The following is a 16,867-nucleotide window of genomic DNA, read 5'->3' as shown; positions in this document are numbered from 1 at the left end:
AATTCCGGCAGTGGATCGTCCGGAACCGACCGTAGTCTCCCCGCCATGGCTGAGAACACCGAGGCGGTTCTGACCGAGCCGCCGCTCGCGGGCGACGAGACCGACACCCTGCTGGGTTCCCTGGAACGCCAGCGCAGGACCTTTGAGTGGAAGTGCGCAGGGCTGGACGCGGCCGGGCTGCGGGTGACTGTGGGCGCCTCGTCGATGACCCTCGGCGGGCTGCTCAAGCACCTGGCGCTGGTAGAGGACGACGTCCTCTCGCAGAAGCTGCTCGGGCACCAGCCCGCGGCCCCGTGGGACGCCGTGGACTGGGACGCCGATCCCGACTGGGAGTGGCGCACCGCCGCCGAGGACACCCCGGAGCAGCTCCTGGCGCTCTGGCAGGACACCGTGGCCCGCTCCCGCGCCCACGTGCGGCAGGCGCTGGCCGACGGGGGCCCGGGACACATCGCGGCGTTCGTCCACCCGCGCGGGGGCTCGCCCAGCCTGCGGTGCCTGCTCGTCGACCTCATCGAGGAGTACGCGCGCCACGTCGGGCATGCCGATCTCATCCGCGAGTCCATCGACGGGCTGGTAGGAGAAGATCCTCCGCGATGAAGACGAGGGTGTCCGGCATGAGCCGGCCGGTCCCGGAGGATCAGGTCAGCGCGCTGCGGGCAGGGGAGTCTGAGGAAGCTGCTGCCGCAGGAGACTCCTGGCCCCTCACCGGACGAGTGCCCCGTCCGCTGCGGAGCCGTGTGCACGAGGGCTGATGTACCGCGTACGGAGTACGGAGGGGGTGCCCCGTACCTCTGAGGGAGGCCGGGTACCTCCCCCTGGCGGCCTCTTTCGGAGTGCTGTCGCCCGCTTAGGGTCTGGGTATGGACTCCCCAACTTCCCGGTGGCGGCCCCGGCTGCCACGCAAGCGCGGCCGATGGGCTGCCGGCCTCGCCGCGCTCATCGTGCTCGCGGGTGGCGGTACGTGGACCGCGGTCGCCGACGACAGCGGTCCCGGTGTGCAGCGCGAGGACCGGATGCTGCGGATGGACGGGGTGCCGATCGACACCTCGTACTTCACGAGCGGGGGTTCGGAGCGGCGGCCCGCCGTGCTCATCGGGCACGGATTCGGCGGCAGCAAGGCCGATGTGCGGGCCCAGGCCGAGAAGTTGGCCGGGGACGGGTATGCCGTGATGACATGGTCCGCCCGCGGGTTCGGGAAGTCGGGTGGGGAGATCTCGCTCAACGCGCCCGACGCCGAGGTCAAGGATGTGTCCGGGCTCATTGACTGGCTGGCCGGGCGGCCCGAGGTGGAGCTCGATGGCGCGGGCGACCCTCGGGTCGGTGTCACCGGGGTCTCCTACGGGGGCGCCGTGTCGCTCCTCGCCGCGGGGCACGACAAGCGTGTCGATGCCGTTGCGCCGGTGATCACTTACTGGAATCTGGCCGATGCGCTGTTCCCCGACGGTGTCTTCAAGAAGCTCTGGGCCGGGATCTTCGTCACGACCGGCGGCGGTTGCCAGCAGCTCGAGAAGCAGCTCTGCGAGATGTACGAGCGGGTCGCCGTCAGCGGGAAGCCGGACGCCGCCGCGCGTGAGCTGCTGGCCGAGCGCTCCCCGGTCGCCGTCGCCGACCGCATCAAGGTGCCCGCACTGATCGTGCAGGGCCAGTCGGACTCCCTCTTTCCGCTCGACCACGCCGACGCCATGGCGAAGGCCATCAGCGGGAACGGCGCGCCCGTCTCCGTCGACTGGATCGCGGGTGGGCACGACGGCGGGGACAGGGAGGGCGACCGGGTCGAGGGTCGCGTCGGTGCGTGGTTCGACCGGTATCTCAAGGAGGAGAAAGGTGCCGATACAGGGCCCGCCTTCCGCGTCACACGTACCGGAGGGATCGACTCCACCGATGGGGCCGCCCAGCAGCGGGGCGCGAGCAGCGTCCGCTATCCGGGGCTGAGGGGTGGGGGCGAGGAGATCGCGCTCGCGGGGGACAAGCAGACCTTCCGTAACCCCGCCGGGGCCAGTCCGCCCGCGATCTCCGCAGTGCCGGGGCTCGGCGGTGGGCTCTCGCAGCTGTCGTCCCTCGGCGTCGGGCTCTCGCTCGACTTCCCCGGGCAGTACGCCCGGTTCGACTCCCGGCCGTTCGCCGATTCCGTACGCGTCACCGGGTCACCCACCGTCCGCGTAAACGTTACGGCGGGCAGCGGCGACGCCGTGCTGTTCGGGAAGGTGTACGACGTGTCGCCCGACGGGAAGCAGCAGGTGCTGCCCTCCCAGCTCGTCACCGCCCACCGGATCACGCCCGCCCAGCAGGGCAGGCCCATCGAGCTGACCCTCCCGGCCGTCGACCACGAGATCGACTCCGGGCACCGGCTCCGCCTCGTCCTGTCCGCCACCGACCTCGGCTACGCGTCACCGGCCGCCCCCGCCACGTACACCGCCTCACTCGAAGGCCCGCTGACCCTCCCCACCGCACCGCAGGTCAGGACCGCGTCGACCGCCCTGCCCTGGTGGACCTGGGGACTTCCGGCCGCGGCCGTCGTGATCGCCGCCGCGCTCCTGCTCTCCGCACGCCGCCGCACCGCGACTCCCGCGCCCGACCCGGCGCTCGCCGACGTACCGCTCCAGATCACCGGCCTGTCGAAGAAGTACGCCAAGTCAGCCGACCGGTACGCCGTCCGGGAGCTGTCCTTCCGGGTGGAGAAGGGGCAGGTGCTGGGACTCCTCGGGCCGAACGGCGCCGGGAAGACCACCACCCTGCGCATGCTCATGGGGCTCATCACGCCCGACGACGGCGACATCCGCGTCTTCGGGCATGCCATCCGGCCGGGTGCGCCCGTGCTGTCGCGGGTCGGCTCGTTCGTCGAAGGAGCCGGCTTCCTGCCGCATCTGTCGGGGCGCGCCAACCTGGAGCTGTACTGGCAGGCCACCGGACGGCCCGCCGATGACTCGCACATCGAGGAAGCCCTGGAGATCGCCGGGCTCGGTGACGCTCTCGCCCGCGCCGTGCGGACGTACTCGCAGGGCATGCGGCAGCGGCTCGCCATCGCCCAGGCCATGCTCGGAATGCCGGACCTCCTCATCCTCGACGAGCCGACCAACGGCCTCGACCCGCCCCAGATCCGCGAGATGCGTGACGTGATGATCCGGTACGCGGCCGGGGGCCGGACCGTCATCGTCTCCAGCCACCTCCTCTCCGAGGTGGAGCAGTCCTGTACGCACCTGGTGGTCATGGACCTGGGCCGGCTCGTGCAGGCGGGACCCGTCGCCGAGATCACCGGCTCCGGCGACATGCTGCTCGTCACCACCGCCCGGGAGGTCGCGGAACCGCTCGTCGAGAAGATCGCCGCACTCCCGGGGATCGGATCGGCGGTGCGTACGGGCGACGGGCTCGGGCTGCTCGTAAGGCTCGACGGTGCCACCTCGTCCGAGCTGATCGCCGAACTGGTGCGCCTTGACCTGCCGTTGACGGGCGTCGGCCCGCACCGCCGCCTGGAGGACGCGTTCCTCACCCTGATCTCCGGAGGCTCCGCATGAGTGCCGCAGTCGATGTGACACACGCCCCCGAGGCGCCCGGCTACCGGGCCCGGCGCACGCTGCCGCTGCGCGTCGAGGCGATGCGGCAGCTGCGCAGGCGCCGCACGCTGCTCATGGGCGGGGTGCTGGCCGCCCTGCCGTTCATCCTGATCATCGCCTTCGCGATCGGCGGCACCCCGGACGGCGGACCCGGCGGCGGTGAACGGCTCACCCTGATGGACACCGCGACGGCCTCCGCCGCGAACTTCGCCGCGACCTGCCTGTTCGTCTCGGCCGGCTTCCTGCTGGTGGTGCCGGTGGCCCTGTTCTGCGGGGATACCGTCGCCTCCGAGGCCAGCTGGTCGTCCCTGCGCTATCTGCTCGCGGCGCCCGTGCCACGGACCAGGCTGCTGTGGAGCAAGCTCGTCGTCGCGCTCGGCTTCAGCCTGGCCGCGATGGTGCTGCTGCCGGTGGTCGCACTCGCGGCGGGAGCTGCGGCGTACGGCTGGGGGCCACTGGAACTCCCCACCGGCGGTGCGCTCGCCACGGGGGACACGGTGCCGCGACTCGCGCTCGTCGTGGCGTTCATCTTCGTCTCCCAACTGGTCACCGCCGCACTGGCGTTCTGGCTGTCGACGAAGACTGACGCACCCCTGGGCGCGGTCGGTGGCGCCGTAGGCCTCACCATCGTCGGCAATGTCCTGGACGCGGTCACCGCACTCGGCTCCTGGCGCGAATTCCTGCCCGCGCACTGGCAGTTCGCCTGGGCGGATGCGCTCCAGCCGGATCTGGAGTGGGGCGGCATGGTCAAGGGCGCCGCGGTGTCCGTCACCTATGCCCTGATCCTGTTCGCGTTCGCCTTCCGTGGGTTCAGTCGTAAGGACATCGTGTCCTGACGCTGACATTCCGCACCGATTCCGCCCGCCGTTGCCGCATCGAGATTGATCCGCAACTCGTTCGTCTGCTCTTTCGCCCCTCCCCATACGTCACATTCACAGATGTCGACGATGTGGGGGGTACCGATGAAACACCGGACAGCGAAGTACAGCGGGACGCTCGCACTGCTGCTGGCGGGCGGAATGCTGCTCACCGGCTGCGGCGCGGGATCGGACGGCGGGGCCTCCGCGGACCGTAAGACCGATGCCAGTGGTACGAGCGGCGGGGCGCCGGCACCGGCGCCGGCCGCGACCGCACCTGACGGGGCGGCGGACGAGGCCGGCCCGGAACAGCGGGAGGGTGCGGCCCGTGACGTGGCGCCGCCGGACTATCTGTCGACCTTCGCCCTGGACGTGGACACCGCGAGCTACGGTTACGCGCGCCGCACCCTCGGCGACGGCCGGCTGCCGGGACCGGAGACCGTACGGCCCGAGGAGTTCGTCAACAGCTTCCGTCAGGGCTACCAGCGGCCCAAGGACAACGGCTTCTCGGTGACCGTCGACGGTGCACGCGCCGGGGCGGACGCGAGTGACTGGTCGCTCGTACGGATCGGGCTCGCCACCAAGGCCGCCACCGACCGGAGCGAACGCCCGCCCGCCGCACTCACCTTCGTCGTCGACATCTCCGGGTCGATGGCCGAACCGGGCCGCCTGGACCTGGCGAAGAAGTCCCTGGGCATCCTCACCGACGAACTGCGCGACGACGACTCGGTCTCCCTGGTCACCTTCAGCGACCGCGCCGAGACCCGGCTCCCGATGACCCGGCTCCAGGGCAACCGCACCAAGGTCCGGGACATCGTCGACGCCATGGAACCGCAGGACTCCACCAATGTGGACGCCGGTATCAGGCGCGGCTACGACGAGGCCGTCAAGGGCCACCGCAAGGGTGCCAACAACCGTGTCGTGCTGCTGTCCGACGCGCTCGCCAACACCGGTGAGACGGACGCCGACGCGATCCTCGAACGCATCGACTCCTCCCGCCGCGAGTACGGCATCACCCTCTTCGGCGTGGGTGTCGGCAGCGACTACGGCGACGAGCTGATGGAACGCCTCACCAACAAGGGCGACGGCCACACCACGTACATCTCCGACGAGACGCAGGCCCGCAAGGTCTTCGTCGACCAGCTGCCCGCCCATGTCGAACTGCGGGCCCGCGATGCCAAGGCCCAGGTGGCCTTCGACCGCGAGACCGTCCAGCAGTTCAGGCTCATCGGCTACGAGAACCGCAAGGTCGCCGACGAGGACTTCCGCGACGACAGCGTGGACGGCGGCGAGATCGGCCCCGGCCACACGGTGACGGCGCTCTATGCCGTACGCCTCCGGGACGGCGCGTCCGGACACGTGGCGACCGCGACGGTGCGCTGGCAGGACCCGAAGACCCGGAAGGCGCACGAGGAGACCGGATCGGTGGAGACCGGTGCGATCGACGGGGCGCTGTGGGGCGGCGACAACACCCGGCTCCAAGTGACGGCCGTGGCTGCCTACTTCGCCGAGACGCTGCGCGGCGGCGAGCTGCCGGGAGCGCCGGGACTCGGTGAACTCTCCTCGCGGGCCGACACGTTGGCGGACCGGACCGAGGACAGCTCCGTACGGAAGCTGGCCACCGCGATCGAGACGGCGGACCGGCTCAAGGGTGGCGGCGGCGACACGGGCGACAGCGGCGGGGACGAGGGCGAGATCGGCTGACCGAGGCCGGGTGGGCCCGCACAGTCATCGGTATGTTGGGGCTGTGCGGGCGGCGCTCCCGCGCCATGATGTGCACCATGTCCTCACTGCTTCTGATGCTCGCCGTGATCACTGCCGGGGTCTACGCCGGCTTCATGCTGACCTTTATGGTCGTGATCATGCCCGGCCTCGCGCTGTTGCCGGACGACGGCTTCACGGCCGCGATGCGCCGCTTCAACGAGAAGGTGCCCGGACCGGGCTTCCTGCTCGTCTTCCTGGGCGTCGTCGCCCTGCCGGCCGCCGCACTCGTGTCGGACCTCGGCGGGCGCGGTGACCGCGAGTGGGCCCTCGTCCTGGCTGCCCTGGTCTGTGCGGTCATCAGCCACCTGATCACGATCATCGGGAACATTCCGCTGAACAACGCGCTCGTCGGCTCCGAGGGGGGAGACGACGGTGCGGCCCGCGCGGCGTTCGAGTCCCGCTGGAACACCCTGCACCGCATCCGCACGGCTGTCTCCGTCGCCTCCTTCGTCCTGCTGGCCGCTGTCGTTCTGTAGGGGCCGCGGGACCGGACCGGGTGAGCCGTCACCCGTTGGACATGGGCGCTGTCGTTCGTGCAGCCGGGGCAGGCAGGTCAGCCGGGTCAGCCTGGCTGAGCGAGCCGATGAACCCGCGCGCCAGCCGCACCTGCAACCTCGTCAGCCGCACGATGACCCACGGGCCGACGAAGAACGTCACCACACCCGCCGCGAAGTGCAGGGCGACCACACCGAGCGGGTGGGGGCCGCCCCACGCCGGGTCCGGGTAGGGACGCCAGCCCCAGATCGGATACGTGAGGTTGCGGGCGGAGACGATCAGCCAGCCGGCCACGGCGAGGAACCCCAGGGCGCCCACCAGCATATTGAGTACGAAGAACGCGGCATGGCGGACAAGACGGTTGCCCCCGGAACGGCGGCCGATCTCCTCACCCAGCCAGAACCGGGCCCGTACCCGTTCGAAGCCGGGACCGACCACGGCGACCACGACCAGGACGGCCAGCAGGATCACGGCGCCGAGCTCCTGGTGACCGTTGTCCTGGGCGGCCTTCATGGCGTACTGCAGAACCAGGATCAGACTGAGCGCGAGGGGCAGCAGGAGGGCGTACAGCACGTACGTCCAGGTCTGCCGCCGGAACGGCAGACGCAGCAGCCCGCGCAGACCGGTGGGCTCGTCCGCGAGGGTGAGCAGAGCGCGGGAACGGTCGGTGTTCGGCGTGTTCGGTGTGTTCGGCATGGGGCGTTCCTTCCTTGGACGCGGGCATTTGCGGGGATGCTCACCCCGGCTACGCGAGGTCCGGGCGACCCGGGTGCCGGGGGCCCAGCAGGACGGTGAGGCCCGCTTTGCCGGGCACCACTACGGGGAGCTCGTACCAGCCGGCCCGCCGGTAGAAGCGCAGGGCGCCCTGCGCCCGGACCGAGGTGAGCAGCCAGCAACGGCCGTCCGAGGCCTGGTCCGTGACCGCCGCCAGGAGTGCCGCGCCCAGCCCGGTGCCGCGTGCCCGTGCGGCGACGGCGAGTTCGTCGACCTCGAGTCCGCCGCACAGCCAGGCGGTGGTCCGCTCGGGCCCCAGGGCTGCGGCCACGGCCCCGTAACTGCGGTCCTGCGGGAAGGAGTCGGGCGTGGACCAGGCGGTGGCGAAACCGGCCACCGTGTCCCCGTCGCACGCGAGCGCGGCCGTGAACCCGGGCCGCAGCGCGTCATCGGCCAGCCGCTCCACATAGAGACCGGCCATCGCCTCGTCCTCGTCCCACGGCGGGGCCGAGAACACCTCCGCGTACACGCGGCGAATGCGGTCGGCATAGGCCGACAGGCTCGCGCCCGCCACGAGTCGCACCTCTGGGTTCATGGCCCCGAGGATAGGGCGCCGTACAACCCTTGCCGGGTTCCGCACGTCTCAGCGTGTGCAGGACACACCCGAGTTCATCGGCCCGGACGGCCCGTCGGAACTGCGCGGCGCGCCGACGCGGGTACCGCTGGCCCCGGCGGCCACCGACGCCGACACGGTCCGGCGCCTGTGGGAGGTCTCGGAGGACCTGGCCGACGTACGCTTCGCGATCCCGGCCCCGCCCTAGACGCGGAAGCTGCCCCTCGCCCCGGATCGGTCGTTCACGCGGACGGGGCGGGGGCGATCTCCTCGATCAGCCCCTCGACGAGCTTCTTGATCTCGTCGCGGATCGGCCGCACGGACTCGACGCCCTGGCCCGCCGGGTCCTCCAGCGTCCAGTCCAGATACCGCTTGCCAGGGAAGACGGGGCAGGTGTCGCCGCAGCCCATGGTGATGCACACGTCGGATGCCCTGACGGCGTCGATGGTCAGGATCTTCGGCGTCTCGGCGGTGATGTCGATGCCGACCTCGCGCATGGCCTCGACCGCGGCGGGGTTGACCTGACCGGCCGGCGCGGAACCGGCGGAGCGGACCTCGATACGGTCCCCGGCCAGGTGCGACAGCCATGCGGCGGCCATCTGCGAACGGCCGGCGTTGTGGACACAGACGAACAGCACAGACGGCTTCTCGGACATCAGAGGTCTCTCTTGTCTCACGGTTGTCTCACAGTGGGATCAGGCACAGGTGATGTCAGCACCCAGTGGCGTCAGTCACCACTGATGTGACAGTATCAGTCCATGATGACGTCAGTCGACACTGAACTGATCCGGGTGCTGGCCGACCCGCTCAGGCTCAAGATCGTGACCCTGCTGGCCCGCGAAACGCTCTGCACCACGCATCTGGTCGAGGAGACCGGTGCCAAGCAGACCAACCTCTCCAACCATCTGAGAGTGCTGCGTGAGGCCGGGGTCGTGGACACCGAGCCGTGCGGGCGCTTCACGTACTACAAGCTCCGCCCGGACGTCATCGCCCAGCTCGCCGGCCAGTTCGCCGACCTGGCCGACTCCGCTCGTACCGCTGCCGAGAACAAGAGGGCCTGTCCGTGACCCCCACCCAAGCGACCGCGCCCCCCGAGGAGTCCTCGGTCGTCGCGAAGCTTTCGACGCTCGACCGCTTCCTCGCCGTATGGATCCTGCTCGCCATGGGCCTCGGCCTGGGGCTCGGCCGGCTGATCCCGGGTCTGAACGACGCGCTGGCCAAGGTCGAGATCGGCGGAATCTCCCTGCCCATCGCGGTCGGCCTGCTGATCATGATGTATCCGGTGCTCGCCAAGGTGCGGTACGACAAGCTCGACGCGGTCACCGGTGACCGCAGGCTGATGATCTCCTCGCTGGTCATCAACTGGATCCTCGGCCCGGCGCTCATGTTCGCGCTCGCGTGGATCTTCCTCCCGGACCTGCCCGAGTACCGCACCGGCCTGATCATCGTCGGCCTGGCCCGCTGCATCGCCATGGTCATCATCTGGAACGACCTCGCGTGCGGCGACCGCGAGGCCGCCGCCGTCCTCGTGGCGCTCAACTCCGTGTTCCAGGTCATCGCGTTCGGCGTACTGGGCTGGTTCTACCTCGACCTGCTGCCCGGCTGGCTCGGTCTCGGCGAGGGCGAGCACCTCGACATCTCCATGTGGAAGATCGCGCTGAACGTCGTCATCTTCCTCGGTGTTCCGCTGGTGGCAGGCTTCCTGACCCGCCGCATCGGCGAGAAGAAGATGGGCCGCGAGTCCTACGAGGCGAAGTTCCTTCCGAAGATCGGCCCCTGGGCCCTCTACGGCCTGCTCTTCACGATCGTCATCCTCTTCGCACTCCAGGGGAAGACCATCACGTCCCAGCCCATGGACGTCGCGCGGATCGCGCTGCCGCTGCTCGTCTACTTCGCGGTGATGTGGTTCGGCACGTTCCTGCTCGGCAAGGCCATCGGTCTGAACTACGACCGCACGGCAACCCTCGCCTTCACGGCCGCGGGAAACAACTTCGAGCTGGCCATCGCGGTGGCCATCGCCACCTTCGGCGTGACGTCCGGCCAGGCGCTCTCCGGCGTCGTCGGCCCACTGATCGAGGTCCCGGTCCTGGTCGCGCTCGTCTACGTGTCCCTGGCCTGGCGCAAGAAGTTCACGGCCCCGGCTCTCTGAGCATCGCTCCCCTCGACGTGGTGGTGATCGGCGGCGGCCAGGCAAAGCCGGCCGCCGGCTACCACCTCATCAGCTGTCGATCAGCTGTCGATCGCTCCGAGCTGCTGCATCAGACCGAGGTCGTCGAAGTTCCACCAGCTTTCCGCGAATTTGCCGCCCTCGCAGCGGAAGGTCGCGTGGCCGGTTCCCGAGATCTCCCGGCCGGTGGGCTCCATGCCCTGGTACGCGCCCACATGGCGCCCCCTGAAGGACAGCCGTGCGCACACCATGTCACCCTCGGCAGTCAAGCCCTCGATGGTGACCTCCGGTTCGAATGCCTCGATGATCTCCCGGTTCTCGACCTTGGCCTGCGCGAGCCCGACATCGTACGAAGACAGCGACGGATCGTGCTCCCGGTAGCCGGCGGTACACATCGCGTCCACCGCGTCGATGTTTCTCGCGTTGATCACGTCATCGAAGAGGCTACGGACCACGATTTTGTTCAGCTGCTCGTCCCGCACGACGTCGAGGTCCATGAACGACGGCTCCCCGTCGCACAGGGCCACCATCTCCCGGAATATCCGGTCGGTCTCCGGCAGGTGCGAATTCTTCTGTGCCTCCTCGTACGAGGGGAACTCCACGATCTCCACCACGTGAGTGGCGTCGGCGCGGTCCCGTCCCATGATCGAGTGCGTGGCTGTCCGCTTGCCCTTTGTCGCGTCGACCCAGGCGTCCATCAAGCTGTTCAACTCATCGGCCCTGCTCGTTTTGCAGTCGATGACCTGCACGAATGTCATGACGCCTCCCAGCGATCGGAGAGCTTCGAGTCCCTTCAGGATATGCCCGGCCCGGAACTATGACGTGTTGGTCGACCGCCGGGAACGGGCATGCACGCGGGTCAGGAGAGGGTGCTGACGACCTCACGTACCTGCACCGCCACGGACGCGGGCAGCGGCGCGTAGTGGATGGAATGCAGCTGTTCCTGTCCTTCCTCGCTGGCGGTGTAGGTGAGGAAGGACTTGAGTGCCGGAAGGCTGTCGGGCCGATTGCCCGTGTCGCAGACGATCTCGTACGTCACCAGAACGATCGGGTACGCGCCTTCGGCGGACGTCTCGTAGTCGAACCGCAGCGACAGGTCCTTCCCCGTCCCGGCGATCCTCGCCTCCGCGATACCCACCGAAGCGCTGGTCGTACTCGGCGCGACAGGCTCCGCGGCGCCCGTGGCGATACGTACCGTGTCGATCTTCCGCTTGACGGCGAAGGACAGCTCGAAGTACCCGATCGCACCATCGGTCTGGATCACCGCCGAGGAGACCGCATCCGACCCGCTGGCCGACTCACCCCCCACCGCCTGCCACTTCTTGCCCGCCGGATACGGCCACCTCTCGGGCGCCGCGCCCTTGAGATACGCGTTCAGGTTCTGGGTGGTGCCCGAGTCGTCCGTACGGTGAAACGGGACCACGGGCAGGTCCGGCAGCTGAGTACCGGGGTTGAGGCGCTGGATCGACGGATCGTTCCACCGAGTGATCCGGGAGTCGAAGACCCGGGCGAGAGTCGGAGCGTCCAGGACCAGGCCGGTCACACCGGGCACGTTGTATCCGATGGCAATGGGACCGCCGACCATGGGCAGATCGATGGCCTGCCCACCGGAGCACACCTCCTTGGTGCCCTCCACATCCTCCGCACTCAGCGCCTCGTCGGTACCCCCGAACGCACTGGCCCCACGCTGGAACTGCGCGACGCCCGCCCCCGATCCGAGCGGGTTGTAGACGAGCTGCACGCCGGGGCAAGCGAGTTGGTACTGCTGCATCCAACGGCTCATCGCATTCTGCTGAGCCGTGGACCCCGACCCCCGTACCTGCCCGCCCTCAGCACACGGGATATCCGGTACGGGCACCTGCGGCGCAGCCGAATCATCACCCCCGTCGCTGCCGCAGCCCGCAAGGAGCAGGACCCCCACCACCACAGAGGCCACCACCCCTCGCCCACGGCCCGCCGGTCCCACACGTCGAAGCTGCACGCTGTTCCCCCTCGTGACACCCACGAACAAAGGGCCGCGCTACACACCACCGCGGACCCGCTGCATAGATGCTCACCGATATGGAGAGGCCGTAGGTGGCACCAGGACGAACAACAGACGTCGCCCTGCCGATATTTGGGGGAGCGGCGGGCCAGGCGTCTCGGTGTCACTAACGGCCGGCGGGCCAACTGCGTGCGTACGGGGGCGGGCCGAGTACGAGGAGTCGCGTGCCGTTCACGACGGGATGTCGGAAGGCGTGCCCTCGTTCCAGATCCACGTTCCGTCGGGGGCGATGAGGTTGAACGCGCCTGTGGTGGGTGTCTGACCGGGTGCGTCGCGGCACATGGCGACGGCCTGGGGCCACGATGACAGGTGATCGCGACGAAAGGCGCGTCCAGTTGTCCCGGGGCGGCTCCTTGAGCGCCCTGTGGAGCGACGCTTGTAATGGGCCATCACGGAGACCCGCCCCGTGCCTACTGCGAGCCCCCGACTGGTGGTTGCAGACCATACCTTCCGGTCCGGGCAGGTCGGCCTGGCCGTCTCTCGATGGGAAGGACCGGGCCCGCGAGGCGGGCCCGGCCGGCGTCAGGTCACCGGATCAAGGGACCGTCAGGTCACCGGATTGAGGAAGGTCAGCACCGAGGCGTCCTCCTCGATCAGCGGGGCGAGAGCGGTGTTGAACGGGCCGCCGTAGGGCGCCTTCAGGTGGGCCTGGAAGGCGTCCTCGTCCCGGTACACCTCGAAGATCCAGAAGGCGCGTGGGTGGGACGCCTTGGTGTAGACGTCGAAGGCGAGACTGCCCTCTTCCTCTCGCACCTTCTGGGCGTACTCCAGGATCAGGCGGGCGACCTCGTCCTCCGCTCCCTCGCGGGCGGTGAACTCGGCGAGCAGGGTCTTGTTCACGGTGTGGCGTCCTCCGTGGTCGGGGTCGGGGTCGGGATCAGTCGTGGGCGGAGTCGAGGTGCCAGACGACGGCCTTGCCCAGCTTCACCGAGCCGTTCTCGGCGAAGACCTGGACTCCCTGGCTGGCGGGGTCGGGGAAGATCTGGTCGGTGATCACGGCTTCGCCGCTGCCGCCGAAGACCTCGACGGAGGACCAGTCGACGAGGATGCGCAGGTTGACCTTGCCGTTCTTGGCCTTCAGCGGCGCGGTCTGGATGCCGGGGAAGGTGCTGTTGAAGTCCACGGCGCCGGAGTTGGTGCGGTCGACGTACAACTCCTGTGTCGTGGTGTCGTAGCCGATGATGGTCTCCTCGCCGTCGGCGCCGGTGCGCACCTTGAGGCCGAAGCGGTCGGCGTCCTTGAGGGAGAAGGTCGCCTCGATGTCGAGTGCCTTGCCCTTGGCCGCGGGGCCGATCAGGGGCTTTGTGGTGCTCTTGACGGTGACGCCGGCCGCCGTCGCCGGGCGCTTCTGCCGGAGGGACTCCAGACTGTCGACCGGCTTGCTGGTGAGCCGGACTTGGCCGTTGATCGTGCGCAGGGCCATCTCCCGGGGAGCGCTTTGCGCGCCGCGCCAGGGGGAGGTGGGGATGGCGCCGCTGTAGTCCCAGTTGTTCATCCAGCCGATCATGTATCGCTTGCCGCCCGGTGCGTTCTCCCAGGACACCGCCGCGTAGTAGTCCTTGCCGTAGTCGGCCCAGTCGGCGCGCTGCACGACGGACTTGGCGGGCTTGTCGGCGGCGGTGAACCGGTCGGCCAGGAGGTGGCCCCAGCCGGCATTGTTCATGTCGACGATCTGGATCTTCGCCTTCTTGCCTGCGTAGGGGCGCAGGTCGAAGGAGGCCCAGTCCAGGTTCTCGCTGTTGGCACCGGTGGCGCTGTGGACGACCTGGCCGTCGACGATCAGGTTGACGGACGTCTCCTGGGAGACGGGCTGGGCCTGGGTGCCGGAGAGCATGATGTGGTCGACGTTGAGGTGGCCCCAGCCGCCGGTGTTGTCGTCGACGATCCTGATCTGCGCCTGCTTGCCGGCGAGATCGCCGACGTCCCAGGAAGCCCAGTTGAGAGCCTCGCCGTCCCTTCCGGTGGCGCTGCGCACCACTTCGCCGTCGACGACGAGTTCCATGGCGGTGGGGTCGGCGTAGCCGGTAGGGTGATTGCCGCCGCCGATGAGGAAGTTGATGTGCTTCTTGTCGATGGTGAACTCGGGCGAGGTGAGGGTGCCGGTGGTGGTGTCGCCGTTCAGGTAGCTGTTGACCAGGCCGTCGCCCAGGAATCCGGAGACTTCCTGCTGGTTGCCGATAGTGCCGGTGGCCGGTGCCGTACCGAAGGCGTCTCCGGTCGTCGTCCAGTCGCCGTAGCTGCCGCCTTCGAAGTCGGCGAGGACCGAGCCCTCGGGCGGCGGTCCCTGCTCCATGACGGTTCCGGACTCGTGCGGGTGCCGTCCGCCGCCGACCTTGAAGTTCAGGTAGGAGCTGTCGACGGTGAATTCGGGTGAGGTGAGGGTGCCGGTGGTGCCGTCACCTGAGTGGAAGCTGTTGGCGAGGCCCTTGCCGTCGAAGCCGTCGACGGTCCCCTGCCCGGCCACTGCCCCGGCCGCCGGTCCGTCGCCGAAGGCGGTGCCGGTGGTCGTCCACGTACCGAAGTCGGTGTTCTCGAAGTCCTGGACCACGGTGCCGGTGGGCGGGGTGTAGGTGCCCTTGTCGTCGGCGGTGAACTTCTTGCCGTCGAAGTCGCCGATGAAGTACTGGGCGGCCGAACCACCGGCGATTCCACCGGGGTTGATGTTGACGACCAGGACCCACTTGATGTTCTTCTTGTCCCCGTCGACCGCGAGGGGGAACAGGTCGGGGCACTCCCACACGCCGCCGGTCGCGCCGGCCGGCCCGAACTCGCTCTGCAGCTTCCAGTCCTTGAGGTTCTTCGACGAGTAGAACCGCACCTTGTGCTCGGTGGACAGCGACACCGTCATCAGCCAGCTCTTGGTCGGCGCGTACCACTGGACCTTGGGGTCGCGGAACTCCTTGGAGCCGATGTCGATGACGGGATTGCCCTGGTGCTTGGTCCAGGTGCGGCCGCGGTCGGTGCTGTAGGCGAGCGACTGGGCCTGGATGCCCGTGCCCTTGGTGTAGCTGGTGTAGATCGCCACCATGGGCGGGTTCTTCTTCGTGCCGAAGCCGGTGGTGTTGTCCCAGTCGACGACCGCGCTGCCGGAGAACACCATCTCCTCGTCGTCGTGCGACAGGGCGAGCGGCAGCTCCTTCCAGTGCACGAGGTCCTTGCTCACCGCGTGCCCCCAGGAGATGTCGCCGAAGGAGTTGCCGTTGGGATTGTGCTGGTAGAACAGGTGGTACTCGCCCTTGTAGTACACAAGGCCGTTGGGGTCGTTCATCCAGTTCTTCTCCGGGGTGAAGTGGAACTGGGGTCGGTAGGTCTCGGAGTACGGCGGGGTGTCGGCAGCTACGGCCTGGGGTGCCAGCGGGGCTGCGGACAGGGCGCAGACGGTCGCCACTGCCGCGATCATCCGTGTGCGGGTATGCCGGGATACACGTCCAGAGCTCATGGTGTCTCCTGTGCTGCGGCCGTCCGTGCTGCGGAGCCTGATGCCCGGCGCGGGCCGACCGAAAAGTGACGTCTTGCCGGCGCCGTCGTCCACGGCGCCCGACAAGGGGTGTCATCGTTGACATGTGTCATCGATGACATCGAGTGCCCGATGATGGGGGCAACCCGGCCAATGCGTCAACGGTTCGGAAGTAATGCACGCTCAGGCGGCTCGCCTGCCCGTCATGCGCGGTCGGCTGCGGCGAGCTGCGCCAGCTGGCTCTGCCACGGGGGATTGGGACCGGCGACCGAGCAGGTCAGGGCCGCTACCCGGACGGCGAACCGGCACGCTTCCGCGACGTCGTCGAGGCGGAGTTCCGTCAGCCGGCCGCCGAGGAGGCCGCGGGCGCCGAGGTGATGGAGCAGCCCGGCGGTGAAGGAGTCCCCCGCCCCGACCGTGTCGGCGACCCGCGTCGGCACGGCGGGCACCTGAATCCGTTCGCCGTCGAGCGAGGCCAGGACGCCGTCGGCACCGTGTGTGATCACGACGAGCCGCGCCCCGGCGGCGTGCCAGATGTCGCATGCCTGCTCGGGCGGGGTGCCCGGCAGCAGGAGTTCCAGGTCGTCCTCGCTCAGCCGGAGCACATCGGCGAGGGCGCACCAGTGCGCCAGCCGGGCGCGGTAGACGTCGGGGTGCACCAGCAGTGGCCGGACATTGGGGTCGATGCTGATGGTCGCGCGGTGTGCGGCTGCCGCCAGGAAGTGCTCGACCGCAGCCGCGCCGGGTTCCCGGACCAGGGCCAGGGACCCCGTGTGCACGCAGGCGGCTTCGGCCAGGTCCACGCGCGCCAACTCCTCGGCCGTCCACTGCCAGTCGGCCGTGTTCTGAGCGTGGAAGGAGAACGTTGCCTGCCCCTGGGCGTCCAGTTCCGCCACGGCCAGGGTACTGGGCTCCGCGGCCTCGACGGAATACGACAGGTCCACTCCCGACGCCTCCAGGTGGGCGCGGAACAGACGGCCGAACACGTCGCCGGACAACCGCGCGAGGAAGCGGGCCGGGGTGCCGAGCCGGGCCAGTGCCACCGCCGTATTCGCAGGTCCGCCGCCCGGCAGGACACGCAGGGCGAGTTCGTTCGAGGTGCCCCCGGGTTCGGCGAAGGCGTCCGCGACGCACTCTCCCAGGACGGTGATCTGACGCGGGCTCATGGGCTGCTCTTCTCTGACGAACGTACGGGCGAACCGGAC

General features: G+C 69.3%; 16 protein-coding genes and 1 pseudogene. 8 read left to right on the top strand and 9 right to left on the bottom strand.

The window, feature by feature from the left end; genetic code table 11:
- Positions 1-45: 45 nt before the first annotated feature.
- The 5 genes from ACFT7S_RS10230 to ACFT7S_RS10210 all read left to right on the top strand — a co-directional run bounded on the left by ACFT7S_RS10230 (position 46) and on the right by ACFT7S_RS10210 (position 6,648).
- Entirely contained in the window at positions 46-597 is a 552-nt protein-coding gene (locus tag ACFT7S_RS10230; RefSeq protein WP_382729422.1) for a DinB family protein, read from the top strand.
- 263 nt (positions 598-860) lie between these two features.
- Entirely contained in the window at positions 861-3,512 is a 2,652-nt protein-coding gene (locus ACFT7S_RS10225; RefSeq protein ID WP_382729420.1) for an alpha/beta fold hydrolase, read from the top strand.
- Positions 3,509-4,387 (top strand): ABC transporter permease, encoded by an 879-nt coding sequence (locus ACFT7S_RS10220; RefSeq protein ID WP_382729418.1) that lies wholly within the window; start codon positions 3,509-3,511, stop codon positions 4,385-4,387. Before ACFT7S_RS10225 ends, ACFT7S_RS10220 begins: the two co-directional genes overlap by 4 nt.
- 126 nt (positions 4,388-4,513) lie before the next feature.
- Positions 4,514-6,112 (top strand): von Willebrand factor type A domain-containing protein, encoded by a 1,599-nt coding sequence (locus ACFT7S_RS10215; protein WP_382729416.1) that lies wholly within the window; start codon positions 4,514-4,516, stop codon positions 6,110-6,112.
- Positions 6,113-6,189: 77 nt separating this feature from the next.
- Complete coding sequence (locus tag ACFT7S_RS10210) at positions 6,190-6,648, top strand: DUF1772 domain-containing protein (RefSeq protein ID WP_382729414.1); 459 nt, start codon at positions 6,190-6,192, stop codon at positions 6,646-6,648.
- A 28-nt stretch (positions 6,649-6,676) separates the two neighbouring features.
- Here the strand turns inward: ACFT7S_RS10210 and ACFT7S_RS10205 are convergent, their stop codons facing one another.
- A complete protein-coding gene (locus ACFT7S_RS10205; protein WP_382729413.1) occupies positions 6,677-7,363 on the bottom strand; it encodes a sensor domain-containing protein in 687 nt (228 codons plus the stop codon).
- Positions 7,364-7,412: 49 nt separating this feature from the next.
- Complete coding sequence (locus ACFT7S_RS10200; protein WP_382729411.1) at positions 7,413-7,976, bottom strand: GNAT family N-acetyltransferase; 564 nt, start codon at positions 7,974-7,976, stop codon at positions 7,413-7,415.
- A gap of 55 nt (positions 7,977-8,031) precedes the next feature.
- On the opposite strand from ACFT7S_RS10200, the gene ACFT7S_RS10195 reads away from it, so the two are divergent.
- Entirely contained in the window at positions 8,032-8,202 is a 171-nt protein-coding gene (locus ACFT7S_RS10195) for a hypothetical protein (protein WP_382729409.1), read from the top strand.
- Positions 8,203-8,236: 34 nt separating this feature from the next.
- On the opposite strand, the gene ACFT7S_RS10190 is transcribed toward ACFT7S_RS10195, so the two are convergent.
- Entirely contained in the window at positions 8,237-8,650 is a 414-nt protein-coding gene (locus tag ACFT7S_RS10190) for an arsenate reductase ArsC (protein WP_382729408.1), read from the bottom strand.
- 102 nt (positions 8,651-8,752) lie between these two features.
- On the opposite strand from ACFT7S_RS10190, the gene ACFT7S_RS10185 reads away from it, so the two are divergent.
- Positions 8,753-9,061, top strand: a complete 309-nt coding sequence (locus ACFT7S_RS10185) for an ArsR/SmtB family transcription factor (RefSeq protein WP_382729405.1) — start codon at positions 8,753-8,755, stop codon at positions 9,059-9,061.
- Positions 9,058-10,143 (top strand): ACR3 family arsenite efflux transporter, encoded by a 1,086-nt coding sequence (arsB, locus tag ACFT7S_RS10180; protein WP_382729404.1) that lies wholly within the window; start codon positions 9,058-9,060, stop codon positions 10,141-10,143. Before ACFT7S_RS10185 ends, arsB begins: the two co-directional genes overlap by 4 nt.
- A gap of 80 nt (positions 10,144-10,223) precedes the next feature.
- Here the strand turns inward: arsB and ACFT7S_RS10175 are convergent, their stop codons facing one another.
- From ACFT7S_RS10175 to ACFT7S_RS10150, 6 genes and pseudogenes are all read right to left on the bottom strand, one after another.
- Positions 10,224-10,919, bottom strand: a complete 696-nt coding sequence (locus tag ACFT7S_RS10175) for an ester cyclase (protein ID WP_382729402.1) — start codon at positions 10,917-10,919, stop codon at positions 10,224-10,226.
- Between the two features lie 101 nt (positions 10,920-11,020).
- Positions 11,021-12,082: a phosphate ABC transporter substrate-binding protein PstS gene (gene pstS / locus ACFT7S_RS10170; protein WP_382729707.1), complete on the bottom strand. Its 1,062-nt coding sequence runs from the start codon at positions 12,080-12,082 to the stop codon at positions 11,021-11,023.
- A gap of 232 nt (positions 12,083-12,314) precedes the next feature.
- Positions 12,315-12,499 (bottom strand): annotated as a pseudogene (locus ACFT7S_RS10165) (hypothetical protein); the annotation flags it as partial.
- A gap of 252 nt (positions 12,500-12,751) precedes the next feature.
- Complete coding sequence (locus ACFT7S_RS10160; RefSeq protein WP_382729400.1) at positions 12,752-13,045, bottom strand: putative quinol monooxygenase; 294 nt, start codon at positions 13,043-13,045, stop codon at positions 12,752-12,754.
- A 37-nt stretch (positions 13,046-13,082) separates the two neighbouring features.
- Positions 13,083-15,644, bottom strand: a complete 2,562-nt coding sequence (locus ACFT7S_RS10155) for a GH32 C-terminal domain-containing protein (protein WP_382729398.1) — start codon at positions 15,642-15,644, stop codon at positions 13,083-13,085.
- A 221-nt stretch (positions 15,645-15,865) separates the two neighbouring features.
- Positions 15,866-16,828 (bottom strand): carbohydrate kinase, encoded by a 963-nt coding sequence (locus ACFT7S_RS10150; protein ID WP_382729396.1) that lies wholly within the window; start codon positions 16,826-16,828, stop codon positions 15,866-15,868.
- Between the last annotated feature and the right edge of the window lie 39 nt (positions 16,829-16,867).

It is taken from the genome of Streptomyces sp. NPDC057136 (assembly GCF_042670885.1).
In the GTDB taxonomy this organism is placed as follows: Bacteria; Actinomycetota; Actinomycetes; order Streptomycetales; family Streptomycetaceae; genus Streptomyces.
Note: the sequence above shows the minus strand (reverse complement) of the source record. Positions and strands in the feature narration are given on the sequence as shown.

What these genes read in the sequence shown, in the direction of transcription:
- ACFT7S_RS10230 (WP_382729422.1), top strand. Translation starts at nt 46, where the DNA reads ATGGCTGAGAACACCGAGGCGGTTCTGACCGAGCCGCCGCTCGCGGGC.
- ACFT7S_RS10225 (WP_382729420.1), top strand. Translation starts at nt 861, where the DNA reads ATGGACTCCCCAACTTCCCGGTGGCGGCCCCGGCTGCCACGCAAGCGC.
- ACFT7S_RS10220 (WP_382729418.1), top strand. Translation starts at nt 3,509, where the DNA reads ATGAGTGCCGCAGTCGATGTGACACACGCCCCCGAGGCGCCCGGCTAC.
- ACFT7S_RS10215 (WP_382729416.1), top strand. Translation starts at nt 4,514, where the DNA reads ATGAAACACCGGACAGCGAAGTACAGCGGGACGCTCGCACTGCTGCTG.
- ACFT7S_RS10210 (WP_382729414.1), top strand. Translation starts at nt 6,190, where the DNA reads ATGTCCTCACTGCTTCTGATGCTCGCCGTGATCACTGCCGGGGTCTAC.
- ACFT7S_RS10205 (WP_382729413.1), bottom strand. Translation starts at nt 7,363, where the DNA reads ATGCCGAACACACCGAACACGCCGAACACCGACCGTTCCCGCGCTCTG.
- ACFT7S_RS10200 (WP_382729411.1), bottom strand. Translation starts at nt 7,976, where the DNA reads ATGAACCCAGAGGTGCGACTCGTGGCGGGCGCGAGCCTGTCGGCCTAT.
- ACFT7S_RS10190 (WP_382729408.1), bottom strand. Translation starts at nt 8,650, where the DNA reads ATGTCCGAGAAGCCGTCTGTGCTGTTCGTCTGTGTCCACAACGCCGGC.
- ACFT7S_RS10185 (WP_382729405.1), top strand. Translation starts at nt 8,753, where the DNA reads ATGATGACGTCAGTCGACACTGAACTGATCCGGGTGCTGGCCGACCCG.
- ACFT7S_RS10175 (WP_382729402.1), bottom strand. Translation starts at nt 10,919, where the DNA reads ATGACATTCGTGCAGGTCATCGACTGCAAAACGAGCAGGGCCGATGAG.
- ACFT7S_RS10155 (WP_382729398.1), bottom strand. Translation starts at nt 15,644, where the DNA reads ATGAGCTCTGGACGTGTATCCCGGCATACCCGCACACGGATGATCGCG.
- ACFT7S_RS10150 (WP_382729396.1), bottom strand. Translation starts at nt 16,828, where the DNA reads ATGAGCCCGCGTCAGATCACCGTCCTGGGAGAGTGCGTCGCGGACGCC.